Annotated in this window: 19 protein-coding genes; 12 read left to right on the top strand and 7 right to left on the bottom strand. The window is 55.4% G+C overall.

The genetic code is table 11. The features are described 5' to 3' along the window. Nucleotides 1-45: 45 nt before the first annotated feature. Both JT718_RS03935 and JT718_RS03930 read left to right on the top strand, forming a co-directional pair. On the top strand, nucleotides 46-846 hold the full coding sequence (locus JT718_RS03935; protein WP_205500566.1) for a cation efflux transmembrane domain-containing protein: 801 nt from the start codon (nucleotides 46-48) through the stop codon (nucleotides 844-846). A gap of 9 nt (nucleotides 847-855) precedes the next feature. Beyond that, nucleotides 856-1,773, top strand: coding sequence for a 1-aminocyclopropane-1-carboxylate deaminase/D-cysteine desulfhydrase (locus JT718_RS03930; RefSeq protein WP_317195470.1), 918 nt, complete (start codon nucleotides 856-858; stop codon nucleotides 1,771-1,773). Here the strand turns inward: JT718_RS03930 and JT718_RS03925 are convergent. Continuing rightward, the gene (locus JT718_RS03925) at nucleotides 1,770-2,975 is read right to left on the bottom strand and encodes a hypothetical protein (RefSeq protein ID WP_205500565.1); all 1,206 of its coding nucleotides are present in this window, start codon (nucleotides 2,973-2,975) and stop codon (nucleotides 1,770-1,772) included. The genes JT718_RS03930 and JT718_RS03925 overlap by 4 nt on opposite strands. Continuing rightward, nucleotides 2,965-4,098, bottom strand: a complete 1,134-nt coding sequence (locus JT718_RS03920; protein WP_205500564.1) for a glycosyltransferase family 39 protein — start codon at nucleotides 4,096-4,098, stop codon at nucleotides 2,965-2,967. Before JT718_RS03920 ends, JT718_RS03925 begins: the two co-directional genes overlap by 11 nt. A gap of 155 nt (nucleotides 4,099-4,253) precedes the next feature. Between JT718_RS03920 and JT718_RS03915 the strand changes: the two genes are divergently transcribed. Continuing rightward, nucleotides 4,254-4,892, top strand: a complete 639-nt coding sequence (locus JT718_RS03915; protein ID WP_205500563.1) for a DUF4230 domain-containing protein — start codon at nucleotides 4,254-4,256, stop codon at nucleotides 4,890-4,892. Between the two features lie 378 nt (nucleotides 4,893-5,270). On the opposite strand, the gene JT718_RS03910 is transcribed toward JT718_RS03915, so the two are convergent. Continuing rightward, nucleotides 5,271-5,756: a regulatory protein RecX gene (locus JT718_RS03910; RefSeq protein WP_205500562.1), complete on the bottom strand. Its 486-nt coding sequence runs from the start codon at nucleotides 5,754-5,756 to the stop codon at nucleotides 5,271-5,273. Nucleotides 5,757-5,923: 167 nt separating this feature from the next. Between JT718_RS03910 and JT718_RS03905 the strand changes: the two genes are divergently transcribed. The 3 genes from JT718_RS03905 (at nucleotide 5,924) to gloA2 (ending at nucleotide 10,038) form a co-directional block, all read left to right on the top strand. Further along, on the top strand, nucleotides 5,924-6,787 hold the full coding sequence (locus tag JT718_RS03905) for a DMT family transporter (RefSeq protein WP_240336902.1): 864 nt from the start codon (nucleotides 5,924-5,926) through the stop codon (nucleotides 6,785-6,787). Nucleotides 6,788-6,978: 191 nt separating this feature from the next. After that, nucleotides 6,979-9,609, top strand: coding sequence for a DUF5686 and carboxypeptidase regulatory-like domain-containing protein (locus JT718_RS03900; RefSeq protein WP_205500561.1), 2,631 nt, complete (start codon nucleotides 6,979-6,981; stop codon nucleotides 9,607-9,609). A gap of 39 nt (nucleotides 9,610-9,648) precedes the next feature. After that, nucleotides 9,649-10,038 carry an SMU1112c/YaeR family gloxylase I-like metalloprotein gene (gloA2, locus tag JT718_RS03895; RefSeq protein WP_205500560.1) on the top strand — a complete coding sequence of 130 codons (390 nt, stop codon included), beginning with the start codon at nucleotides 9,649-9,651 and terminating at the stop codon, nucleotides 10,036-10,038. Nucleotides 10,039-10,149: 111 nt separating this feature from the next. On the opposite strand, the gene JT718_RS03890 is transcribed toward gloA2, so the two are convergent. Together JT718_RS03890 and JT718_RS20700 are read right to left on the bottom strand one after the other, a co-directional pair. Further along, entirely contained in the window at nucleotides 10,150-10,617 is a 468-nt protein-coding gene (locus tag JT718_RS03890; RefSeq protein WP_205500559.1) for a hypothetical protein, read from the bottom strand. Nucleotides 10,618-10,694: 77 nt separating this feature from the next. Next, complete coding sequence (locus tag JT718_RS20700) at nucleotides 10,695-11,600, bottom strand: EamA family transporter (protein ID WP_205500558.1); 906 nt, start codon at nucleotides 11,598-11,600, stop codon at nucleotides 10,695-10,697. A gap of 235 nt (nucleotides 11,601-11,835) precedes the next feature. On the opposite strand from JT718_RS20700, the gene JT718_RS03880 reads away from it, so the two are divergent. Next, the gene (locus JT718_RS03880) at nucleotides 11,836-14,307 is read left to right on the top strand and encodes a bifunctional UDP-N-acetylmuramoyl-tripeptide:D-alanyl-D-alanine ligase/alanine racemase (protein ID WP_205500557.1); all 2,472 of its coding nucleotides are present in this window, start codon (nucleotides 11,836-11,838) and stop codon (nucleotides 14,305-14,307) included. A 297-nt stretch (nucleotides 14,308-14,604) separates the two neighbouring features. Here the strand turns inward: JT718_RS03880 and JT718_RS03875 are convergent, their stop codons facing one another. Next, a complete protein-coding gene (locus JT718_RS03875; protein ID WP_205500556.1) occupies nucleotides 14,605-15,354 on the bottom strand; it encodes a Bax inhibitor-1/YccA family protein in 750 nt (249 codons plus the stop codon). 166 nt (nucleotides 15,355-15,520) lie between these two features. On the opposite strand from JT718_RS03875, the gene JT718_RS03870 reads away from it, so the two are divergent. From JT718_RS03870 to infB, 5 genes are all read left to right on the top strand, one after another. Continuing rightward, nucleotides 15,521-15,754: a FeoA family protein gene (locus JT718_RS03870; protein ID WP_205500555.1), complete on the top strand. Its 234-nt coding sequence runs from the start codon at nucleotides 15,521-15,523 to the stop codon at nucleotides 15,752-15,754. A 3-nt stretch (nucleotides 15,755-15,757) separates the two neighbouring features. Further along, a complete protein-coding gene (gene feoB, locus JT718_RS03865) occupies nucleotides 15,758-17,920 on the top strand; it encodes a ferrous iron transport protein B (RefSeq protein ID WP_205500554.1) in 2,163 nt (720 codons plus the stop codon). 326 nt (nucleotides 17,921-18,246) lie between these two features. After that, the gene (rimP, locus tag JT718_RS03860; protein WP_205500553.1) at nucleotides 18,247-18,720 is read left to right on the top strand and encodes a ribosome maturation factor RimP; all 474 of its coding nucleotides are present in this window, start codon (nucleotides 18,247-18,249) and stop codon (nucleotides 18,718-18,720) included. A 7-nt stretch (nucleotides 18,721-18,727) separates the two neighbouring features. Continuing rightward, complete coding sequence (nusA, locus tag JT718_RS03855) at nucleotides 18,728-19,984, top strand: transcription termination factor NusA (RefSeq protein ID WP_205500552.1); 1,257 nt, start codon at nucleotides 18,728-18,730, stop codon at nucleotides 19,982-19,984. Between the two features lie 168 nt (nucleotides 19,985-20,152). After that, complete coding sequence (infB, locus tag JT718_RS03850; protein ID WP_205500551.1) at nucleotides 20,153-23,398, top strand: translation initiation factor IF-2; 3,246 nt, start codon at nucleotides 20,153-20,155, stop codon at nucleotides 23,396-23,398. A 244-nt stretch (nucleotides 23,399-23,642) separates the two neighbouring features. Here the strand turns inward: infB and JT718_RS03845 are convergent, their stop codons facing one another. After that, nucleotides 23,643-24,074, bottom strand: a complete 432-nt coding sequence (locus JT718_RS03845; protein ID WP_205500550.1) for a hypothetical protein — start codon at nucleotides 24,072-24,074, stop codon at nucleotides 23,643-23,645. Nucleotides 24,075-24,309: the final 235 nt, after the last annotated feature.

Raw genomic sequence — 24,309 nt, 5'->3', positions numbered from 1 at the left:
TGCCCTGCCTTGTACTGCACCGGTGCAATTGGCCGTTACAAGCCTATGCAGAAATCAACCTTCTATATCGCGCAGATGGGACGCGCCGAGGAAGAGCAGAAGGTCCTGACGAGGTTGAAAGGGCAAGCCACGGTGAAACGGCTGGCCTTTGACCTGGCTACCCGCCAGGTAGACATCTGGCACACCGGCGAGGTACGGCCCGTTTCCTCCGCCCTGTCCACCCTGGGCTTAGGTGCCCGCCTGCTCACCACCGAATACTCTGAAAGAGCAGAGACCGCTCTGGATACTTCCGGTGAGGAACGGAAGCTGTTGCAACTGGTGCTTTTCATCAACGCGGCTTTCTTCCTGATTGAGCTGGCCGCCGGTTTTTGGGCCAACTCCATGGGCCTAATCGCTGATTCGCTGAACATGCTCGCCGATGCCTTGGTCTATGGCCTGAGCCTGTGGGTGGTGAGCGGCACCCTGGCCCGCCAGAAAAATATAGCCAAACTGAGCGGCTATTTCCAATTGGCCATAGCCATGCTGGGCTTCGCCGAAGTAGTGCGCCGGTACCTGGGGGCCGAGGCCCTGCCCGATTTATGGACCATGGTGGGCGTTTCTGCTTTCGCGCTGGTGGGCAATTCCGTTTCTTTGTACCTGCTGCGGAAATCCCAGGGTAAGGGAGCCCACCTGAAAGCCAGCATGATCTTCACGTCTAATGATGTCATTGCCAACATGGGCGTGATCTTGGCCGGTGCGCTGGTGTATGTCACCCAATCGGCGGTGCCCGATCTGGTGGTGGGCACGCTGGTTTTCCTGCTGGTAGCCCGCGGCGCCTTCCAGATCCTGAGCCTCGCCAAAAACTAACTGTCGCCCGTGCCGGAAATCTCGCTCTTACAGCATATCACAGATCCGTTGCTCACCCAGAAAGGAGTGGAGTTGTGGGTGCTGCGCGAGGACTTGCTGCACCCCGGCATCCCGGGCAATAAGTGGCGGAAGCTGAAGTACAACCTGCAGGCGGCGCGGGAGCAAGGCTGCGAGACGCTGGTGACCTTCGGCGGGGCTTTCTCCAACCACATCGCCGCCGTGGCCGCTGCCGGTCGGGAATTTGGCTTTAGTACCATCGGCTACATACGGGGTGAGGAAACGCTTCCGCTTAACCCCACGCTGCACTTTGCCACCCAGTGCGGCATGCAGTTGCGCTATCTCTCCCGCTCTGACTACCGCCTCCGCCACGAGCCGCATTTTCAGGCCGAAATCCTGAAAACAGCCCCAAAACCTTACCTGCTCCCCGAAGGCGGCACCAACCTGCTGGCGGTAAAGGGCTGCACGGAGATTGTGTCTGAACTGACGGAGCCCTGGGACGTGCTCTGCGTCGCTGCGGGCACCGGCGGAACCCTGGCTGGAATTATCGCTGGAGCCGCGGGCAAAGGCCACATCATCGGCTTTCCGGCTCTCAAAGGCGGCGAGTTCCTGCAAAAGGACGTGACCGATCTGGTACAGGCGTACAGCGGACTAACCTACCACAACTGGGACCTGCAAACAGGCTATCACTTCGGCGGCTACGCCAAACACAAGCCCGAGCTGCTGGCTTTTATCCAGGATTTTCACGCACAGCACGGCATTCTGCTGGACCCGGTTTACACCGGCAAAATGCTATACGGCGTGTTTGATCTGCTCAGGCAGGAGTATTTCCCCAGAGGCGCAAGGCTAATAGCCGTACACACCGGCGGCCAACAAGGCTGGGCCGGCTACGCGCAGCGGTATGGGTTGGAGTTAGATTTTCTTCGCTAATCTGTTTGGCTATCAATTCTATCCCAGGCTGGGAAGTGGCGTCCTACTGTCTGTTTAAGTCCTATGGCACCCAGCATGAAAATGAACGGGAGAATAGGAGCCATAAATCGGCAGTCCCAATCCTCTACTGTGAACATTACCATAAGCGTTTGAAGGCCCACAAGCGAGAACAGGGCCACCACCACTGCCCGGCTTCGTTTGTTTTTAAAGGCTTGAGTACTGAGCAGGTAGCAGGGGTAAACAGTTAGAAAGATAAAAAGATTGTGCGCTGAGGAGAAGTAAGGTTTGGCGAAAGCGATGAAAACGGCTCCCTTTACTAAGGCCAGCTTTAAAAAGAAAACAGGATTGTGCCAGAAGAACAAAAAGAGTTTTCCAAGCGCAGATGCCGTTGTAGGTGGCATCTGAAGCGTGCTGGGAGGCTCAATCCTGTACATAGAAGAACCTGGTGGCGTTAGGTTGGAGTAGGCCGTGCCATAAATAATTTCGCCCCGTGCATACGTTTCCACCAACGTGAAAGGTCCCAACAATTGGTTGAGGAGCAGAAAGAACAAAATAGCCGTTATGCCCACTCCAAGCAGCATCTTCCGCCGCTGAACCGCAGAGGAAGTTTGGAAGCGGATGGCGAATAAATAAACGGCTGCCGCCACTATGATAAAAATCCCGTTAGGCCTGACCAGGCACACAAACAGCCAGAGCGGAATACCAAGCACCCAGGCTGTGCGATTCCGGCATAATACCAGCATAGCGGTGCAAAAGACCCAGGTGCTGGTGAAAATAGATTCCGTTAGAACATAAAAGTTCCACTGCTGTATGTCCTGGCTGGTAGCCACCAGCAGCGCCGCTATAAGGGAGCAAAGCCAGCTGTTGGTAATAACCGCCACCAAACGCTGGACCAGGAGCAAGGCAGCCAGCGAAAGGAATACCTGTAGCCCCACTACATACCCATATGGAAGACCTGCCTTAAGAAACCCCGCTATAACAGATGTATAGCCGGCATAGCGAATATCCTGCCCTAAGTCATAGTTAAGCCCTTGAGCAACATCCTGGGCGTAAGGGATATACCGGAACACGGCATCGGCTGGTATCTGAATGCCTGATCTTTGATAGAGGTAATGCTGGAGCAGAAGCCAAATCAAGGCCGGAATAGCAGACAAGCCTGCAAGCCACCAAGTTGGGAAACGGTTGATAATTTTAGCTGGCAAGGTGCGCGCGGTGGAAGAGGGTGGGAAATGTTGTTCTTGCTCCCAGAGCCGCTAAAAGTAGGATAGAGGGCAATACAGGGTACAACCAACGCCCATCCCAGTCCTCAATGGTAAGCATGGTGATACCCACCTGCATGAGCGTGGGTGTAAGTAGTAAGGCTTTTACCGGAGTAGGAAGTTGGGCGCGCCTCCAGCCAAGCCAGGCGAAGGCATACACGGGCAGTAAAAATGCCAAAATGAGCAGATTATGCGCCAATGAGTAATAGGGTTTGGCATGGATGAAAAAGAAGAATCCCTTTAGTAACGCCATGCCTACAAAGTAAAGCGGATTAGCCCAAAGGAACCATACTACCTGCCCCAGCGGGGTAAGCGTGTAAGGTGGCATTTGAGGTTGATAATACTTGTTTAACACTATTTCGTAATAGCCATAGATCAGGTCGCCGCGCTCATAGGGGATCATAAGGGTGAAAGCCTGGAGTAGGAATCTATCCAGTACCCAATAGAAGAGCAAGGCCAGGAGAGCACCTGTTGTCGCTAAGACCCACTTGTTGCATGTTCTATAAGGTCTGTATTTTAGGAGGTAGTACCCCATTACTGCCAGTAAGACAACAAATCCGTTGGGCCTCACCAATACTGCCCAAAGTAGTGCTAGAACAAACCCGCCCCAGTGGTAGCGGTTCATAGGCAATAGCAGCAAGCAAAGACACAGGGTAGTAAGGCTGGTGAACAGTGAATCGGTGAGAATGTAGCAATTCCAAGCCTGAAGGTCTGGGTTAAGGGCAAAGAGGGCGGCAGTGAGTAGGGCCAGGCCTTCGTGCTTAGTAAGTTGCCTGGCAGCCCGATACAGCAGCATAGATGCTAAGCCCGAAACAGCCATTTGCGCCCAAACAATGGTCTTGAGTGAAAGACCCGCATAGAAGAATGGTAGCAGAAATCCTGGATAGCCCAGGTAGCGCCATACCTGAGGATAGGTGACCGGCTGTCCTGCCAGAATCTCATTGGTAAACAGGATGAACCTATGGCTGTCATACACCACCTTAACGCCATGCTGCTGATATAGCAGGACCTGTAACACAAGCCAAGCTAATGCTAGGAGTGCTTTTGCGCCATTTAGTTTTGTCATAGAATCCTCCTGCTGCGGGGCTTCAAAGGTACAACTTTTCACGCTATTGCAGACAGACTTACCCTTTTGCCAATCCCCTGAAAACAGGCCAAAAACAGGATTGGTAACTTTCGGCAGGGTTTTCGCATATACGTAGAGACATCAACCTTTCCTCAATGCGTATCCTGTTTGTGCTCCGTAAGCTTATTCCCTGGGTTTTGTTTTTGATTGTGGCTGGCCTGGCCTGGCGCTTTTTGCTCATTCCGGTGAAGAACTTCTTGAACCCCCAGGAGGAACCGGCCGTGGAGGTGACGCACAACACCATCCTCACCAAAATAGAGGAGATGGGTAAACTGGAGCTGGTGCGCTACAACTTCAAAGACGTGGTGGAATATTCCAGGGAGGTTTCCCGCTTTCTGCCCAACTCCAAAGTGGCCCTGATTGTGGGCGGAGAGGCAGTGGGCTGCATTGACCTGCAAAAACTACAGCCGGGCGACTTGCAGTTCATCGGGGACTCGGTGCTGCACGTGAGCCTGCCCGCGCCGGAGATCTGTTATTACCGCGTGGACCATACGCAATCCAAGGTGTTCAGCAAGGAGAACACCTACTTCCAGGATGCCGAACTGGTGGACGAAGGCTACAAATACGCCGAGGAGAACGTGAAAAAAGCGGCTCTCAGCAGCGGCATCCTGAAGCAAACCTCCCTCAATGCCGAGAAGGTCCTGAAGCCGATGCTGGAGAACATGACTGGCCGCCGCGTCTACCTCATGCCCCGCGAGACCATGGCCGCCCCCCCAGTGCAAAAGAGAAGATAGACTTTTTTGAGTAGCCTTTCAGCCGCAACCTGCCTGGCTCTTACCTGGCGCGAGTTTGTAACTCGTGCCTGCGGATGTGGAGTAGACTCCTGACTACCCTCGCTGCGGAGGCAGAGAGATTGGGATTGCTGCGTACTTTTTTCTAGTTACTGCGCGGGAAGTATCTCTGAGTTTGCTAAGGAATTCCAAAAGAAAGGCACGGAAGTAACTTCCGCGCCATAGTGGCAAGGGACTGCAGTTTCGCGCCAGAAAGGCTTAGACGGTTCTAGGGCTTTTTCTCAGAAAACAGTCACAAACTATTCTACGGAGCATCTTCACATTTCCGCATCTTCAAATTCCCAAATCAGAAAACAGCACATTAAGAAATTAGCACATGAATCACCCAAGCCCCAGTTCCCGCCATGCATCCTGGATGAGGTCTAATTCATAGCCTTTGCTTTGCAGGAAGTAGTGGATCTTTTGCCGCCGGGCCAAGGGGTTGCGTTCCGTTTCTGAGGCGTTTTTCTTTTCCAGCAGGTAGAGCAGGTTGCTCCAGTACACCTCAGGGTCAATCTCCTGCAGGCCTTTCCGGATACAGTAATCAGACAGGCCCTTGGCTTTGAGGCCCAACTGGATTTTGCGGCGGCCCCAGCGCTTGAGGCCGTACTTGCCCCGCACAAAAGCCTGGGCATAGCGCTCCTCATCCAGCAGTTTTTCCTGGGTAAGCAGGATTATCAGTTCGTCGGCCTCTTCCAGGTCCAGGCCGTAGTCCAGCAGCTTGGCGCGTACCTCGTTCTGGGTGCGCTCCTGGTAGGCGCAGTAGGCGGCAATCTTGGGCAGCGCTTCTTTCTTGGTGTAGACTTTCTTTTTCTTGGGCTGGAACACGGGCAATAGGTTAAGTAGATTTCCCTTGGCAGGTCTATTCTTTTAACCAAAAGTAGGCAAAAACAGTTTGCGCCAAGGCAAGTATCTGCCCCTAAAACCAGCAGTTAGCGTACTTGCTACCGTAAAAAGCCCGACCTTTGCGGCCTCATTTCTTACCGCTTACCGCCATGACCAAAGGTGTCCAGTACATGCTGCTTTCCACGTTCTTTTTCGCGCTCATGAACGTGTGCGTCAAGTTTCTGTCGCACCTGCCGCCCATGGAGGTGGTGCTGTTCCGGTCCATCATCTCGCTGCTGCTGAGCTACGCCATGATCCGGCGGGCCAGGGTGTCACCGTGGGGCAACCGTAAAGCCGTACTCTTTATTAGGGGGCTGGCCGGAGGCTTCTCGCTGCTCCTGTTCTACACTACCCTGCAGAATATTCCGTTGGCGGGGGCGGTGACCATCCAGTACCTGGCGCCTATCTTCACGGCCTTGCTGGGCGTGTTCATTGCCAAAGAAAAAGTAATGCCCTGGCAATGGGTGTTCTTTTTGGTTTCGTTTGCCGGGGTGCTGGTGATTGAGGGCGTTGACACGCGCATCTCGGGGTACTACCTGCTCATTGGCATTGGCAGCGCGTTCTTGTCGGGGGTGGCGTACAATTCGGTGCGCAAGCTCAGCCAGACCGACCACCCGCTGGTCATCGTGTTTTACTTCCCGCTGGTTTCGTTGCCGCTCTCACTTCTTTTCTGCCTGTTTGAGTGGGTGCCGCTGCGGGGCAATGATTGGGTTTGGCTAGTGCTCACGGGCATTCTCACGCAGCTGGGCCAGTACTTCATGACCCGTTCTTACCAGGTAGAGAAACTGGCCCGCGTGGCTAGCCTTAACTACATAGGTATCCTGTATGCCCTGGGGCTGGGGTTTGTGTTCTTTGGGGAGACCTTCCATTTCTATTCTTACCTGGGCATTGCGTTGGTGCTGCTGGGCGTGGTGCTGAACATGCTCTACAGCCGGAAACTTCGGGAGCAGGAGGCGAAGCTGGCAACCTCCTGATGGTTTTAGGGGTATTTTCCTGAAAACGGGCCTAAAACAGCTGCGGGCTTTTTCTTAAGAAACCCACTCTGTAAATTCCCCGGGTTTTGGGGCCGATCAGAAGCATTAGAGCTGAACAACCAAACGGTATATAGGTCGATTTCTATATCAGAACCAAGGCCTCCTTCGTTATGCTGCCAAACTCCTTGTCCATGCCCACTGCTTTTATAACTGTGCTGCTCCACAAGTATCTGCCCGCGGTGCTGGTTTGGTGCGTTTGTCTGTTGGCCGTAGAGGCCAAGGCCGGCACGCTGAAAGGCAAGGTCACCGATGAGAAAGGGCAGGGGCTGGCCTTCGCCACCGTGTACCTGCAAGGCACCACCGTGGGCTCTACCACCAATGAGCGCGGCGATTACCAGCTTACCGTAGATCCGGGCAAGTTCACGGTGGTGTTTCAGTACGTGGGCTACAAAAGCCAGACCCGCGAAATTGAGGTGCCCGAAGGGGAGAACCCCAGTGCGTTGGTGCTGAACGTGCAGCTCCTGCCCGATGTCTACAACCTCAACGAGGTGCGGGTGAGCCTCAGCGGCAAAGACCCGGCTTACGGCATCATGCAGCAGGTCATTGCCAAGCGCGATTACCACCTCAAGGAAGTGCAGGCCTACACCGCCCAGGTGTACGTAAAAGGCTTGCAGCGGCTCATTGACGTGCCCAAGCGGGTGCTGGGCCTTATTAAAGTGCCGGCCGGCCTCAAGCCGGGCATCCTGTACCTGTCTGAGTCGGTCTCAGAGCTGAGTTTCATGCAGCCCAACAAATACCGCGAGCGCATGATCTCCTCCAAGGTGAGCGGCAACAGCCGGGCGTTCAGCTACAACCAGGCCTCTGAGTTCAACGTGAATTTCTACCAGAACCTGCTCAAAGCCAAAGGCGTGAACGAGCGCGGGTTTGTCTCGCCGCTGGCCAACAACGCCATGTTCTTCTACAAGTATGAGCTGGTGGGCAGCAGCCAGAACAACGGTCATTTGATTCACCGCATCAGGGTGATTCCCAAGCGCAAGACCGATCCGGTGGTGGCGGGATACCTGTACATTGTAGACGGGGCCTGGCGCCTGCACAGCCTTAACCTATACGTGACCAAAGACCAGCAGATAGAGTTTGTGGATACGTTGCGCATCACGCAGCAGTTCACGCCCGCGCCCGGCAACGTATGGGTGCTGCAGTCGCAGAAGTTCACGTTTGACGTGAAGGGCTACGGCTTCAGGGGCAACGGCTATTTTATGGCCGTTTACAGCAAATACCGCGTAAAACCGGCCCCTTTTGTGAAGCCGCCACCGGCGCCTGCCCCGGTAGCCGCGGCTCCTCAACCCCCGCAGCCAACCCTTTCGGCGGAGCCGACCCCCAAACTCAGCAGGAAAGAGCGCCGGGCGCAGCGCAACGCCGTGCCGGCCACCGGCGTGCCCGAGGCCGAATACTTCAAGAAGAAAGAGGTGCTCCTGATTGAACAGAACGCCAACATTCGTGACAGCGCGTACTGGGCCCAGATGCGGCCGGTGCCGCTCACCGAAGAAGAGGTCTCTGACTACCACACCAAAGACAGCCTGCAGGTGATCAAGGAATCCAAGCCCTACAAAGACTCCCTGGACCAGGAGAACAACAAACTCACGGTAGCCAACCTGCTGCTGTCGGGGTACTCGTACCGCAACTCCTATGAGCGCAACAGCTTCAACATAGAGCCCATCACGCGCATCTGGCAGTACAACACCGTGGAGGGTTTGGTGGCCAACCTGCGCATCAGCTACACCAAGCGGTTTGAGGACCGCCGCAGCTACACCATTGCCCCCACGCTGCGCTACGGGTTCAGCAACCAAAGGGCGCAGGCCAAGATCGCGGCCTCGTACAACTATGACCTGGTAAGACGGCGGTCGGTGGGGCTGGAGGGCGGTCGCTTTGTGAGCCAGTTCAACCCCGAGGAGCCCATTACGCCCTTTGTGAACACCGTGTACACCCTGCTGCTGGAAGAGAACTACGCCAAGTTGTACCAGAAGGGCTACCTGCGGCTGTGGCACAACCGCGAACTGGTGAACGGGCTTTCGGCCACGTTTCTGGCCGAGTTTGCCCAACGCGAGATGCTCTTCAACACCACCGGGTACGTGGCCCGTGACCGGGCCTCCAGGGCGTTCACCCCCAATGACCCGTACAACGCCGAGGTGGGTAGCACGGCCTTTCCCCGCCACCAGGCCCTCACGGCGGCGGTGAGTTTGTCTTACCGGCCGGGGGCCGAGTACATCTCCCACCCAGACCGTAAGATTAACCTGGGCTCCAAATGGCCCCTCTTCCGGCTCACGTACCGCAAGGGCTTTGCCGGGCTGCTGGGCAGCGATGTGGACTATGACTTTGTCTCCTTTGGCGTGAGCGATGACCTGAGCCTGGGCTTGCTGGGCACCAGCAGCTACTCGGCCAGCGTGGGCACGTTCTGGCGCAAGGACCAGCTCTACTTCATGGATTTCCGGCACTTCTCGGGCAACCGCACCATTTTGTCGGGCGATTTCAGCGGTTTCCAGCTGCTGCCCTATTACCGCTACAGCACTCAGCGCACCTACGTAGAGGCGCACTACAGCCACCATTTCAATGGCTTTATCCTGAACAAGCTCCCCTTGATCAGAAAACTGAAGTGGCAGGAGGTAGCCAGCGTCAATTACCTGCACACCCCGGCCGCCGGGCACTACCTGGAGCTGGGCGTGGGCCTGGAGCACCTGTTTAAAGTGTTCAGAGTAGATTTTTACACCGGTTTCCAAGAACGGCAGAAGGTAAGCTCCGGCCTCAGGCTGGGCTACGGCTTCTAGCCGTACACGTTGCACCGGCGGGATGCGTACCTTTGTGCCATGATTCAACTGAAAAGCATTCACCACATTGCCGTTATCTGCTCAGACTACGCGGTGTCCAAGGCGTTCTATACGCAGGTGCTGGGGCTTACGCTGCAGCAGGAAATCTACCGCGCCGAGCGGAACTCCTACAAAGCCGATTTGGCCCTGAACGGCCAGTACGTGCTGGAGCTGTTCTCCTTCCCCCGGGTACCCGCGCGGCCCTCGTACCCCGAGGCGGCCGGCCTGCGCCACCTGGCCTTTGCGGTGGAAGAGGTGGAAAAAGCCCGCCAGGGTTTGCTGGACCAGGGCGTGGCAGTGCAGGAAATAAGGGTAGACGAGCACACCGGCAAGCGCTTCTGCTTCTTCGCTGACCCCGACGGGTTGCCCCTGGAACTCTATGAGGTTTAAGCGGCTGTTTAGGGGCTGTTTTCTGAAAAATGGGCCTGAAACGGGCTAAAAAGCAAAACCCGCAGCTTCTGCCGCGGGCTTTCCCATTCAAAACAACCCTCTAAAAAATCTTTATAGCGTCGCTACTGACACCTTCGCCGTTTTCTCCGGGGGGTTGGGGTCAGAGGTGTTGGGGTACGGCTGCACCTCCGTCAGGACTAAGCGGTAACTTTTGCTGCCCAGGGCCACCAGCACCGTGTCTGCCTCGCGCACGCCCCGGTCCTCGGGAGCCGTGAGGGCATCGCCCAGGTACAGGATCTTAGTGGCGGCATTGCCCTGGGCGTCCTGCACCCGCAGGTGCGTCACCACAGAGCCTTGCCTGATGCACGTCGCGTTCAGGGGACAGCGGCTGTCATCGGCTTTCTGCAGGGTGAGGGTGAGCCCCAGGGCCGCAACGGGTTTCTGCATTGGTAGCACAAGCCCCTCGGTCTGCTGCTGCGCCGTGGTGGTGGGGCCTTCGGTGGAGGTCAGGCTCTCGGTGTGGGCACAACCCGCTACCAGGAGGCCCGTGAACAGGGTAATACAGGTGCTTTTCATCATGGCTCAGGAGTGTTTCTTTGGCCTTTTACCTAGAAGAGCCCCAAACTGCCCCAACGGTTGCACTGCCTCCCATAAAATTAGGCCGAAGCCACGGCGTCCTTTTTCCTTCCCAGGGGCAGGTTGTACAGGACTACCGAGGCGAAGATGACCCCGTAGGCCAACACCTTCTGCTCGCTGGCCACCTCCCCGAAGTACAGAAACGCCATGGTAAAGTTGATGATGGGGTTGAGGTACATGAGCACGCCCACCGTGGCCGATTTGAGTTCTTTTAAGGCGTACAGGTTCAGAAACAGCGGAATCACCGTGAATACCCAGCTCAGGAGCACAATCTGGGCAATGAAGTGGCCGGTGATGGGCTGGGCCGCCTCGCCCACAAACCAGGGGTAACTTGGCCCGATGAACAGAAAGGCCAGCAGCAACTGCAGCGTGAGCAGCACAATCTTGTCGTAGTCCTTCAGGAGCCGCTGCGTGATCAGGTAAAAGGCGTACGAAGCGGCAATGAGCAAGCCAAACAGCAGGTTGTACAAAGAATCGGTGCCCACCAGGAGACAGCTCATCAGGCTCAACCCCACCGATACCCATTGGTGCACCCGCAGCTGCTCGTGCAGGATCAGGAAGCCCAAGGTGGCAGTAAGGATAGGGCACAGCAGATAGGAAAACGAGCCCGTCTGAATGTCTACGTGGTTCACCACGTAAATAAAGGCCAGCCAGTTGATGGTCAGCAGCGCGCCGCCTAGCAGGGTGTAGAGCACAAACCGGCGCTTTTCAAAGGGAGTATCCGCCTTGAACCTTTTATAGGTTTGGCGCCACTGCTCCCGGCGGGTAGTGCCCGAAACCACCAGCAAGGTAAGCACTGCCACCAGAATCCGGAAGTACAGAATCTGGCTGCTGGGGAAGTTGGTTAAGGCTTTGAGCGGAAAGGGAATGAACCCCCATATAACGAAGGAGCTGATGGCGGCTCCGTGGAAACGGTTGAATTTCACAGGAAAAAGTTTAAAAAACACAAAGGTAGCCGTTGCGGGCGGTATGGCCTAACACCAGGCCTTTTCTGTTTGCGGGGCAGGGCTGTGCCCCGGCCTCGCAATGCTGGAGGCAGTTTTCTGGCCCTTTTTCTGGAAACAGCGCAAAAACGCCGGCGGCAGATGGGCCTTTTGCGGGAAATTTGCGGCCGGTAAGTATTTCTTCTGTTGTATCTTTGACTACCAGTCAAACTACAGCATGTTTACTTTCAAAGAGATTGCGCAGGTAACGGGGGGCATGTTGGTGCAGTGCAACGGCACCTACCCCGTGCAGCACCTGCTCACCGACAGCCGGAAGATTGCCAATGCCGTTTCCTCGGTGTTTTTCGCCATTCGGGGTGAATTCCACGACGGGCACCAGTACCTGCCGGAGCTTTACCAGGCCGGCGTACGGCAGTTTGTGGTGGAAGACGGCTCTGGCCTCATGGACTTGACATCTTACCCCGAGGCCAATTTCCTGCTGGTCACCAGCAGCGTGCAGGCCCTGCAGCGGCTGGCCGCCTACCACCGGCGCAAATTCAACATTCCGGTCATCGGTATCACAGGCAGCAACGGCAAGACCATTGTCAAGGAGTGGCTGGCGCAACTGCTGAGTGCCTCTGAGCGGGTGGTCAAGAGCCCCCGCAGCTATAACTCCCAGATTGGCGTGCCGCTCTCAGTGTGGCAGATCAACGAGAGCCATACCATGGGGGTGTTTGAGGCGGGTATTTCCCAGCCCGGCGAGATGGAGCACCTGGCCAGTGTGCTGCAGCCCACCATTGGCGTGTTCACCAACCTGGGCCCGGCGCACGACGAAGGCTTCACTTCCCACGCCCAGAAGCTGGAAGAAAAACTGAAACTGTTTGACCACGTGGCGCAGCTGATTTACTGCGCCGATCAGGCCCAGGTGCATGAGGCCGTAAAAGCCGCTGGTATCCCCGCTTTTTCGTGGACCCTCCATGAGCACGCCGAGGCTCAGCTAAGAATAAAGGTGCTGGAGATGCACCACGGCAAGACCAAGGTCCGGTTCCGTTACCAAGGTAAGGGCCAGGATTTGGTGCTGCCCTTCTCAGACGAGGCCTCGCTGGAAAACGCGCTGCACTGCCTGGCCGTGCTGCTGCACGTGGGCGTGAAGCCTGAAGAACTGGCCGCCAAGTTTGAGCGCCTGCATCCGGTGGCCATGCGCCTGGAGCGCAAGGAAGCCATCAACGGCTGCTACGTCATTGACGATACCTACAACAATGATTTGGCCGGTCTGCGCATCGCCCTGGACGTATTGGGCCAGCAGGCCCGCCGGGGCCGCAAGACCCTCATTGTCTCTGACCTGCTGGAGGCCGGCGTGGAAGAACATGCCCTCTACCAGCAGGTGGCGCAGGAAATCAAGTCAAGAGGCGTGGACCGTGTCATCGGCATCGGCGACATCATCACGCGCCACCAGGCGCTTTTCCCGGTCGGCAGCGAGTTCTACCTGGGCACCGATTCTTTCCTGGGGCAGCTCCGCTCCGAGACCTTCCGCCAGGAGACCATTCTGGTGAAAGGCGCGCGCGTGTTCCAGTTTGAGAAGATTGTGGCTGCCCTGCAGCAACAAGTGCACGGCACGGTGCTGGAGGTGAACCTTGATGCGCTGGTGCATAACCTCAATTACTACCGCAGCAAAGTGCCCGCCCAGACCAAGATCATGGTCATGGTGAAAGCCTTCGCTTACGGGGCCGGGTCTTACGAGATCGCCAATGTGCTCCAGTTCCACCGCGTGGACTACCTGGCCGTGGCGTACGCCGATGAAGGGGTAGCCCTGCGCGAGCACGGCATCACGCTGCCCATTATGGTCATGAACCCCAGCCCCGACAGCTTCCTGAAGATGGAGCAGTACTCCCTGGAGCCCGAGATCTACTCACCGGATTTGCTGCACCGGTTTCTGGACTATTTTCCGGAAAACAGCGCTAAAACGCCCCACATTCACCTGAAACTGGACACGGGCATGCACCGCCTCGGGTTTGATGCCGTTGAGCTGGAAGAAGCCCTGGAGGTGCTCACGCAAGTGCCGCACGTGCGGGTAGAAAGTGTGTTCAGTCACCTGGCCGGCGCCGATGAAGCCCTGTACAATGATTTCACACAGGAGCAAATTTCCAGGTTTAAAAGCATGTCGGCGCGGGTGGAGCAGGAACTGGGTTACACGGTTGTCAAGCATATCCTCAACTCGGCGGGTATCATCCGGTTTGGGCAGGAGCACGCCTTTGACATGGTGCGCCTGGGCATCGGTCTGTACGGCGTGGAATCCTCTGGCTCGGAGCAAAGCGCGCTGCAAACCGTGGGGCAACTGAAAACCACGGTATCACAGGTGAAGCACGTCAAAGCAGGCGAAACCGTAGGCTACAGCCGCCGCGGCGTGGCCGCCACCGATAAGCAGACCGCCACCATTGCCATTGGTTACGCCGATGGCTATGACCGCCGCTTCGGCAACGGGGTGGGTGAGGTGCTCATCAACGGCCAGCGCGCCCCCATCATCGGGAACGTCTGCATGGACATGTGCATGGTGGACGTGACCGGCCTGGACGTGCGGGCCGGCGACGAGGTGCTGGTCTTTGGCCAGGAACTTCCGCTCACGGAACTGGCCGCCCGCATCGGCACCATTCCGTATGAACTGCTCACCAACGTAAGCACGCGGGTGAAGCGGGTGTTTTTCAATGAGTGAGTTTGTGAATGAGAGAATGCGTGAATTGGGGAAAGTATTTTGAAGGTGTTTTCCTGAAAACAGGCTTAAAACAGCATGAAAAAAGCCCCGGCAAGTGCCGGGGCTTTTTTATGTCAAATAACTGATTAGTCTTTCTTGATGCAGTTAGGTACTTTCTTGCCGTCTTTGTCCTTCATGCCGGCTTGTTCATAGCCTTTCCAGCACGGATCTTCTTTTTTCTGGTCTTTCTTGGTTTTTGGCATGATCGTAAATGGGTGATTTATAATCTTTACGGATGCCAACCCCTACTGTTGCCGGTTAGTTGCGGCTGTTGAGTTTAGAAAGCAGGCGCAGAATCTCAATGTACAGCCAGATCAGGGTGACGGCAAGCCCGAAGGCGGCGTACCATTCCATGTATTTAGGAGCACCGTAGTCCACGCCTTGCTCAATGGTGTCAAAGTCCAGGATCAGGTTCATGGCCGCAATGATCACCACCAGCACGCTGAAGATAATGCCTGCCGTGCCGCTGCTGTGAATCAGGGCCATCTCTACGCCGAAGAACTGCAGCACAAACGCCGCCATGTAGTAACAGAAAATCCCGAAGGTGGCGGTGATAATAATGGACTTAAACCGTTGGGTAGCTCTGATCACGCGGGTGCTGTACAAGAGCAGCATTCCGCCAAAGACGGTGAACGTCAGCAGCATGGCCTGGTTTGCGATGCCCGGGAACTTCTGCTCCATGAGGCCCGAGACGCCGCCCAGGAACAGTCCCTGCAGGGCGCAGTAAACAGGCGCCACGTAGCCGGCCCAGTGTTTTTTGAAGGTGATCAGGAACGCCAGTGCCACGCCCACCAGCGGAATGGTGATCAGGAACGGCAGGGGAACGCCCATCATGCTAAACAGGTCCCACGCAAATACCGCGAAGACCACCACAATGCCCATGAGAATAGCAGATTTGCCAATGGTGCCGGTGAGGGTCATGGCAGGGGCGTCCTGCGTGTGCGGGAGTGCTGCCTGGGTGAAAGCCTCTTCTTTGAGGGTAGGGTTGTTAGATGCGAACAGTGACATGTTTTTTTGTTGGTTTTTACGAAATATAGCAAAAATGCGCTGAAATCACAACAATAGGGTGCTGTTCAGGCGCTTTGCGCGCAAAACCTTGCCTTCTTTTTGGAATCAAAAGGAACACCTTGTACCTTGCGGCTGTTTATAACAAGTCTAAATAAAGTAAAGACAGGTGCAACAGGAACAAAAGAGTGTGCGGGATTTGAAGATAGGGGAGACAGGCATCATCTGTTGTTTGACTGACCCCGAAATGTCTTTGAAGCTGCTGGAGATGGGCTGTATTCCCGGCGAAGAGGTGAAACTCAACAGCCGTGCCCCGCTTGGCGACCCCATTACCATTATTGTGAACGATTACACCCTTTCTTTGCGTTTAGACGAAGCTGCTACCATCAAGTTAAAGGCTTAGTCTATGTCTGAAGTTCTTGCGCCGGCCCCCGCCTCCGTTCCTCATACCTCCTCCGTTTCTTCCTCCCGCAAGGTGGCCAAAGTGGCCCTCATCGGGAACCCTAACTCGGGGAAATCATCGTTGTTCAACCATTTAACCGGACTGAACCAGAAGGTAGGGAACTTCCCGGGCGTCACCGTTGACAAGAAAACCGGTATCAGCCAACTCACTCCTAATCTCAAGGCGCAGGTCATTGACTTGCCCGGTACCTACAGCCTTTATCCTAAGTCTCTAGACGAAAAGGTCATCATTGACCTGCTCCATGATAAGAAGTCGGCGTCTTACCCAGACGTGCTCATCATCACCGCCGATGCCTCTAACCTAAAGCGCAATCTTCTGCTATTCACTCAACTCGCTGATCTCAAAATTCCGGCGGTGTTGGCGCTGAACATGCTGGACGTAGCCGAGAAGCACGGCGTGAAGATTGACGTAGCCGAGCTGCAAAAGCAATTGGGCGTGCCGGTGATACCAGTGAATGCCCGTACCGGTAGTGGTCTGGCGGCGCTCAAGATTGTGCTTTCGCAGGAACTGGAGAAGCCTAAAAGCTCCTTCTTTCAGGTGCCCGATGAATTGCTGGCCATGGTGCGCCAGATCCGCTACTACTTTGAACTGAGCAACGATTACCTGGCCTGGCACTACGCCCACCAATACCAGAAACTCTCTTTCCTGTCTGAAGACGATAAGGAATACATCGGCGAGCTGGTCAAGAAATATGGGTTCCATTCCAACGCACTGCAAGCCAGCGAGACCATTGACCGGTACGCCCGCATCAATGAGCTGTTGCTGGACACCATGCGCGTGACCCGCGCCGAAAACAACGAGCAGGTCAGCAACAAGATTGACCAGATTCTCACGCATAAGATCTTCGGGTACCTGATTTTCTTTGGGGTGCTGTTCGTCATCTTCCAAGCTATTTTCGCATGGGCCAGCTACCCCATGGACATGATTGACCTGGGCATCGCCTCGCTCAACAACTGGATTCACTCCCAGGCCGAGGGGCCCTTGGTAGATCTGCTCACCGAAGGCATTCTGGCCGGATTGGGCGGTGTACTCATGTTTGTGCCCCAGATTGCCATTTTGTTTGCGTTTATCGCCATTCTGGAGGAAACCGGCTACATGGCCCGTGTCACCTTCCTGATGGACAAGATTATGCGCAAGTTCGGGCTGAACGGGAAGAGTGTGGTGCCGTTGATCTCAGGCGTGGCCTGCGCGGTGCCGGCCATCATGGCTACCCGCACCATTGACAACTGGAAAGACCGCATGATCACCATCTTCGTGACGCCGCTCATGAGCTGCTCGGCGCGTCTGCCCATCTATACGGTCATGATTGCCCTGGTGGTGCCGGAGAGATATTTGTTGGGCTTTCTGAGTCTGCAGGGCCTGGTGCTCATGGGCTTGTACCTGATCGGGTTTGTGGCGGCCATTGTGTCGGCGGCGTTGCTCAAGTGGGTACTCAAAACCAAGGAGCGCAGCTACTTCATCATGGAGTTCCCCACCTACAAGATGCCTCGCTGGAAAAACGTGGGCCTTACCATTGTAGAGAAGGTGAAGGCATTCGTGTTCCAGGCAGGTAAAGTGATTCTGGCCATCTCGGTGATTCTGTGGGTGCTTTCTTCGTACGGTCCGGGCAATGCCATGGAGCAAGCTGAGGAACGCGCTGCTGCAGAACTCACCACTTTAAATTTAGAAGAAGCTGATGCCGAGGCGCACTTGGCCGGTCAGAAACTGGAAGCCTCTTACGCCGGGCAGTTCGGGAAATTCATTGAGCCGGCCATCCGTCCGCTGGGCTATGACTGGAAAGTGGGCATTGCGTTATTGACTTCTTTTGCCGCCCGTGAGGTGTTTGTGGGTACCATTTCCACCATCTACAGCGTAGGCGATTCTGAGAATATTTCCACTGTGAAAGAAAAGCTGTTGGCCGAAAAAGACGCCAATGGTCAACCGTTCTTCACGCCGGCCCGCGCCTTCTCCCTGCTCATTTTCTACGTCTTCGCCATGCAGTGCATGAGCACCATTGCGGTGGTGTACCGCGAGACCAAAGGCTGGAAATGGCCAATTCTGCAACTGCTCTACATGACCGGTCTGGCCTACGCCTCGGCGTTCCTGGTCTTCCGGTTGTTTTCCTAAAGAAGCTCCCGTTTTGGGTCTTGTTTTCCGTAAACAGGCCCAAAACGGGTAGCCTTGCTTTACTTTCCCCAAGCTAAAGCAAGTACTAGGCTGTTGAACTATTTACGCACTATATAGGTTATTTCATAGGCAAAGGAGCGCTAAGCGCCTTGCCAGGAAATGCCTGCAACAGGAATTTTCTCCCTTAGTTTTATTTTACAATAACTTAGAACGCACTAAATGCGCTGTTACTTGTGTTCCAGCGGATTTATTTGTAAATTTGTGCGATTAAAGTGAAATGGAGGGGACGAGAGAGTCCCCCTTTTTATTTGTTACCCAGATTGCGAATGGCTTTAGAGGAAAAAGTAATTGAGGAATTTGCCCAGGCGGCCCTGCCAGAACCAGACCTGTTCCTTGTGAGCGTGAAGGTGTCTGATACCCCGGTGCGCCCCAAGGTAACCATCCTCGCCGACGGTGACCAGGGCATTACCATTGACCAGTGTGCCACCATCAGTCGCAAGGTGGCCAAGCGCATTGAGGAAACCTACGGGGAAGAAATCTCCTACGTCATTGAAGTGTCTTCGCCGGGCGTTGACTTTCCGTTAACCTCAGAGCGGCACTACAGAAAGAACTTAGGACGCACCGTGAAGCTCACCTTTGCGGGTGGCGCAGAGAAAACCGGCGAGATCAGAGACGTGCTGGAAGACGGCATCCTGTTCGCCGAGGAAGTAAAACAGAAACATAAGAAAGCGTTGCTGGAGCCCGTACACGTGGCCTACGGTGATATTGTGAAAGCGCAGATTGTAATCTCTTTTAAATAAGAAAGACATGGATAGTTCAGTATTGATCGAGTCGTTTGCGGAGTTCGCTAAATTCAAGAATATTGACCGCCCTACCATGATGCGGATCTTGGAAGACGTGTTCCGCACCATGATCCGGAAGAAATGGTCTACTGATGAAAATTTTGACATCATCCTGAACGTAGAGAAAGGCGATCTTGAGATTTGGCGGAACCGCGAAATCGTGGACGATAACTCAGAGGATATCTGGGATGATGATAAGATAAGCCTTTCTGAGGCCCGTAAAATTGAGCCCGACTTTGAGGTAGGCGAAGAAGTGTCTGAGCTGATCAAGCTGGAGGACTTCGGCCGCCGTGCCGTATTGACTGCCCGCCAGACCCTCATCCAGCGCGTGAAAGACCTGGAGAAAGACCTGCTGTACCAGAAATACAAAGACCAGGTGGGCGAGATTATCTCCGGCGAGGTGTACCAGGTATGGAACCGTGAGGTCCTGATTCTGGATTCTGAGGAGAACGAGCTGATTATTCCCAAATCTGAGCAGATCCCTAAAGACCGTTACCGCAAAGGAGACGTGGTGCGGGCTGTGGTTCAGCGCGTTGAGATCACCAACGGAAATCCTAAAATCATCCTTTCCCGTACTTCTCCGCAGTTCTTGGAGCGTTTGTTTGAGAACGAGGTGCCCGAGATTTCTGACGGACTCATCACCATCAAGAAGATTGTGCGGGAGCCCGGCGAGCGCGCCAAGGTAGCCGTGGAATCGTACGATGACCGCATTGACCCGGTAGGGGCCTGCGTGGGCATGAAAGGTTCGCGTATCCACACCATTGTGCGGGAGCTGGAGAACGAGAACATTGACGTGATCAACTACACAGACAACGTGGAGCTGTACATCCAGCGGGCCCTGAGCCCAGCCAAGATCAGCAGCATCAAGATAAACGAAGAAACGGGCCGCGCCTCTGTGTTCCTGAAGCCAGACCAGGTTTCCTTGGCCATTGGCAAAGGCGGGCAGAACATCAAATTGGCCAGCAAGTTAGTTGGTTTAGAAATTGACGTGTTCCGTGAAACCGAGGAGTTTGAGGAAGACATCAGCCTGGAAGAATTCTCTGACGAGATTGAAGGCTGGGTAATTGACGAACTGAAGCGCATTGGCCTGGACACAGCCCGCAGCGTGATGGCCGTCAGCAAGGAAGATCTGGTGCGCAGAACGGAGCTTGAGGAAGAGACCGTGGAAGACCTGCTCAACATCATCCGCCAAGAGTTTGATTCAGAAGAAAGCAACAACTAGTGGTGCGCTTTATGTGCCGGGTTATTTGACCTTACCGGAGGGTGGGTGCCGTTTAGGCCTATTTTCCGGAAACTAAGGCAAAAACGCGTAGTCGTCATGGCCGCCCATCCTTTTAATGAGTAAGAAACAAGTAACCACAAAAAGTAAATTATAACAGCATATTTGAACATGTCAGAAGAAAAAACGATGAGGCTTAAGCAGGTTGCAACCACCTTAAACATCAGTGTTTCCACCGTGGTGGATACGCTGAAGGCAAAAGGGGTTGAGATCGAGAATAAACCTACTTCAAAGATTACCCCGGAGCAGTTCAATATGCTGTCAAAAGTATTTGCCTCCTCCATGCAAGCCAAGGCCGAGGCGGCAGAGCTGAACATTCCAGGGAAAAAGGCGGTGGAGCCTGAGCCTCGGCCAGAGCCGAAGCGTCAGCCTGAGCCAGAGCCAGAGGTGTTTATCCGGTCAAACCAGGTAAGGCCCCAGCCAGAAGCACCCAAGCCGGCAACCCCTGCTCCGGCAGCGGCACCCGCGCCTGCACCAGCCGCTCAGGCTGCCGGGGGGAACTCCTCCTTGCCGGGCATCAAGATCCTGGGCAAAATAGACCTGGACGCCAAAGGCCGTCCTATTCCTAAGCCTGCCCCGGCTCCAGCACCTGCGGCACCCCAGGCCGCCGCTCCTGCGCCAGCGCCAGCCAAACCGGTAGAGGCTCCGGCCCAACCAGAAGCACCTGCTGCTCCAGCGCCACAAGCCGCTGCACCGGCCAAAGCTCCGGAAACGCCAGTTGCCGCTGAGAAGCCAGTTGCTCCGGCCCAACCAGTAACTCCAGCCGCCCCAGCGCCCACGCCAGCCCCTGCTCCGGCGGCACCAGCGCCCGCGGCTGAGACACCCAAAGCCGCAGAAGCCCCAGCCCCAGCAGCACCAGTAGCTGCTGCTCCGGCTCCTGCGCCTGCGACTCCGGTAGCTGCTTCTACTCCGGCCCCTGCCCCGGCAGCTTCTGCCGCCGCAGAGGACAAGCCAGCAGAACCAGCTGCCCCAGAGCAAACCACTATCAAAGCCCAGGCAGACCAACTGAAAGGGTTGACCGTTTTGGGTAAAATTGAACTGCCGGTAAGCGGTGGTCGCGGCAAAGGCGGTAAACCGGTGGCGTCTTCAGATGAGCGCCGCCGTGGAAACCAACCCGGCGGACAAGGCCAGCCAGGTCAAGGCCAAGGCGGCGGAGATAAGAAAAAACGCAAGCGCATTGAGGTGCCTAGAGCAGGTGCCCCAGGTGCCGGCGGAAATACTGCCAATCAACCCCAGGCCAACCGTGCCGGCGAAAGAGGCGGTGGAAACCGTCCGTTAGGTACCGGTCAGGCCGCTAACCGCCAAGGTGGTACTGGCGGACCAGGCCAAGGCAACCGTCCAGGCGGCGGTGGCTACCAGGGCAACCGTCCGGGTGGCGGAGGCCCAGGCCAGCGCCCAGGGGGCGGCAATCGCCCAGGACAACCAACTGCACCGCGTGCGGAACTAACCGATAAGGAAATCCAGGATCAGATTAAGGCTACGCTGGCCCGCTTGAGCGGAGGCAAAGGCGGGAACCAAGGTAACCGAGCCAAATACCGCCGCGAGAAGCGTTCGGCCGTGGCCGAGGCGGCGGATGAGCGCAGAATGCAGGAACAGCTGGAATCTAAGATTCTACGCGTGACTGAGTTCGTGTCAGCGAATGACCTGGCCGCCCTGATGGACGTGAGCGTGAACGATGTGATCAAGACCTGTATGAACCTGGGCATGTTCGTGTCCATCAACCAGCGCCTTGACGCCGAAGCCATCACCATCATTGCCGACGAGTTTGGCTATGACGTACAGTTTGCCACCGCTGAGGAAGAAGAAAATGTAGGAGCTGAGGAGGTAGATGCCGAAGAGGATCTGAAGCCGCGCGCGCCAATTGTGACCATCATGGGTCACGTTGACCACGGTAAAACCTCTTTGCTGGACTACATCAGAAGAACCAAGGTAACCGCCGGTGAGGCCGGAGGTATCACCCAGCACATTGGTGCCTACCAGGTAACCACCGATGCCGGAAAAGACATCACCTTTCTGGATACACCGGGTCACGAGGCCTTTACCGCCATGCGTGCCCGTGGTGCCAAAGTAACCGACGTGGTAATTATTGTGGTAGCCGCTGACGACAGCGTGATGCCACAAACCAAAGAGGCCTTGAACCACGCGCAAGCAGCCGGTTCACCAATTGTGATTGCCATCAACAAAGTGGATAAGCCAACCGCCAACCCAGACAAGATTCGTGAGGAACTGGCCCAGTTGAACGTACTGGTAGAAGAGTGGGGTGGTAAATACCAAAGCCAGGAGATCTCGGCCAAAACCGGACAAGGTATTGACGAGCTGTTGGAGAAAGTATTGCTGGAGGCTGAATTACTGGATCTGAAAGCCAACCCAGACCGCCGTGCCGTGGGTACCGTGATTGAAGCTGCCCTGGACAAAGGCCGCGGATACGTGGCTACCGTACTGGTACAGACCGGAACCCTGAAGATTGGGGACATTCTGGTGGCTGGCTCGCACTATGGTCGCGTGAAAGCGATGACTGACGTGTTAGGCCGTCGCCATAAGCAAGCTGGTCCGTCTATGCCAATTCAGGTATTGGGTATTGACGGAGCGCCGCAGGCCGGTGATAAGTTTGTGGTAATGGAGACGGAGCGTGAAGCCCGCGAGATTGCCGTAAGCCGCCAGCAGTTGCAGCGTGAGCAGAGCATGCGTACCAAGAAACACATCACCCTGGATGAGATCGGTCGTCGTCTGGCCATCGGTACCTTCAAGGAGCTGAACGTGATTGTACGCGGTGACGTGGATGGTTCGGTTGAAGCGCTTTCTGACTCCTTGCTGAAACTGTCTACCGAAGAGGTACAGGTAAACATCCTGAGCAAAGGCGTAGGGCAGATCTCCGAGTCAGACGTACTGTTGGCTTCCGCCTCCGATGCGATCATCATTGGTTTCCAGGTTCGTCCTTCCACCAACGCCCGCCGTCTGGCCGAGCAGGAGCAGATAGACATCCGTCTGTACTCCATCATCTACAACGCCATCAACGAGGTGAAAGACGCCATGGAGGGTATGCTGGCGCCAACCGTACAAGAAGTGGTAGTAGCCAACGTAGAGGTACGCGAGGTGTTCAAGATCACCAAGGTGGGTACTATTGCCGGCTGTATGGTTACCGACGGTACCATTACCAGAAACTCCAAGATTCGTTTGGTGCGCGACGGCATTGTGGTGCACTCCGGCGAGATCCTGGCCCTGAAGCGCTTCAAAGACGATGCCTCCGAGGTACGCCAAGGCTACGAGTGCGGTATCAGCATCAAGAACTTCAATGATCTGCAGATTGGCGACGTGATTGAGGCCTACGAAGAGCGTGAGGTGAAACGTACCCTGTAAGCTGTTACAAGCAAATTAACTAGTGCATAAGAAAGCCCCGCCTGAAAAGGTGGGGCTTTTGTTTTGGGCTACCAAACTAGTACTTTGAAAGAACTCCATTTTTAGCCTGTTTTTCTGAAAAGAGGCCAGAAACATGGCCCCGGGAAAGCGCGGCCGAAAAGGCCGGAAACCGGCTGAGGCGTTGCACAAAAGAGAGGCCCTTGCAGGTGAGTGCAAGGGCCTCTCTTTTGTAAGGGCAGTTGTGTTAGAAGATCAGGAACTTGCGGCTGCGCTTGTTCAGGCTTTGCTGGTAGAGCCGGCCGTTTGGATTATCCTGGTCTATCAGCCTTTTAGATTTCCTCTTTTTCACCTTTGAGGCTTTTACCTTGTTTTTGTAGGTACCCAGGCTAAACCCGCCCTTCCCGGTCTCATATTTGTTACCGGGCATGGAGTACCGAGGGCCGCTGTACATACCGCCGCTGGACTTTGCTTCGGCCACCGCCTTTTGCCTGTCAAGCAGCATCTTACGGTCGGCGTTACTGTTGGGCACCCCGCCTTTTTTAAGGCCGTCTGGGCCGCGGCGACTAGCTTCGCGCTTGGGTTTCCGGGGTTTCTGGGCCATCGCCTCGGCCGGTAAGCTGGCCGCAACCATCAGCAGGGCCATGGCGAAAAGCACGGGTCTGAAAATATTCATCATCTTGAACTAAGGCAGGAAAACGGGAATATTGTCTGTAACGCGGAACCCGGGGGAACTGTTCCTCACCAGCAGGGGTAAAGTTGAGAAAAAGAATACTCTTTCCTAAGAAAGTAGGGTGCATAAAATGGTGGAAGGCAGTATTTTTCTGTGCCGCCCGAGGGAGGAAGCATTCTAGGGGTATTTCTTTATATTTGCGCCTCTTATCTTTAAGGAAACAGACGATTAGCAACGAAAA

The organism is Rufibacter psychrotolerans (genome assembly GCF_016924645.1).
In the GTDB taxonomy this organism is placed as follows: Bacteria; Bacteroidota; Bacteroidia; order Cytophagales; family Hymenobacteraceae; genus Nibribacter; species Nibribacter psychrotolerans.
The sequence above is the reverse complement of the archived record's forward strand: the minus strand, read 5'-3'. Positions and strand labels throughout refer to the sequence as shown.

Bases quoted from the DNA above. Each gene is read 5' to 3' on its own strand.
- JT718_RS03920 (WP_205500564.1), bottom strand. From the start codon at position 4,098: ATGACAAAACTAAATGGCGCAAAAGCACTCCTAGCATTAGCTTGGCTT.
- feoB (WP_205500554.1), top strand. From the start codon at position 15,758: ATGTCTGAAGTTCTTGCGCCGGCCCCCGCCTCCGTTCCTCATACCTCC.
- JT718_RS03935 (WP_205500566.1), top strand. From the start codon at position 46: ATGCAGAAATCAACCTTCTATATCGCGCAGATGGGACGCGCCGAGGAA.
- JT718_RS03890 (WP_205500559.1), bottom strand. From the start codon at position 10,617: ATGATGAAAAGCACCTGTATTACCCTGTTCACGGGCCTCCTGGTAGCG.
- infB (WP_205500551.1), top strand. From the start codon at position 20,153: ATGTCAGAAGAAAAAACGATGAGGCTTAAGCAGGTTGCAACCACCTTA.
- JT718_RS03900 (WP_205500561.1), top strand. From the start codon at position 6,979: ATGCCCACTGCTTTTATAACTGTGCTGCTCCACAAGTATCTGCCCGCG.
- nusA (WP_205500552.1), top strand. From the start codon at position 18,728: ATGGATAGTTCAGTATTGATCGAGTCGTTTGCGGAGTTCGCTAAATTC.
- JT718_RS03905 (WP_240336902.1), top strand. From the start codon at position 5,924: ATGACCAAAGGTGTCCAGTACATGCTGCTTTCCACGTTCTTTTTCGCG.
- rimP (WP_205500553.1), top strand. From the start codon at position 18,247: ATGGCTTTAGAGGAAAAAGTAATTGAGGAATTTGCCCAGGCGGCCCTG.
- JT718_RS03875 (WP_205500556.1), bottom strand. From the start codon at position 15,354: ATGTCACTGTTCGCATCTAACAACCCTACCCTCAAAGAAGAGGCTTTC.
- JT718_RS03915 (WP_205500563.1), top strand. From the start codon at position 4,254: ATGCGTATCCTGTTTGTGCTCCGTAAGCTTATTCCCTGGGTTTTGTTT.
- JT718_RS03845 (WP_205500550.1), bottom strand. From the start codon at position 24,074: ATGATGAATATTTTCAGACCCGTGCTTTTCGCCATGGCCCTGCTGATG.
- JT718_RS03880 (WP_205500557.1), top strand. From the start codon at position 11,836: ATGTTTACTTTCAAAGAGATTGCGCAGGTAACGGGGGGCATGTTGGTG.
- gloA2 (WP_205500560.1), top strand. From the start codon at position 9,649: ATGATTCAACTGAAAAGCATTCACCACATTGCCGTTATCTGCTCAGAC.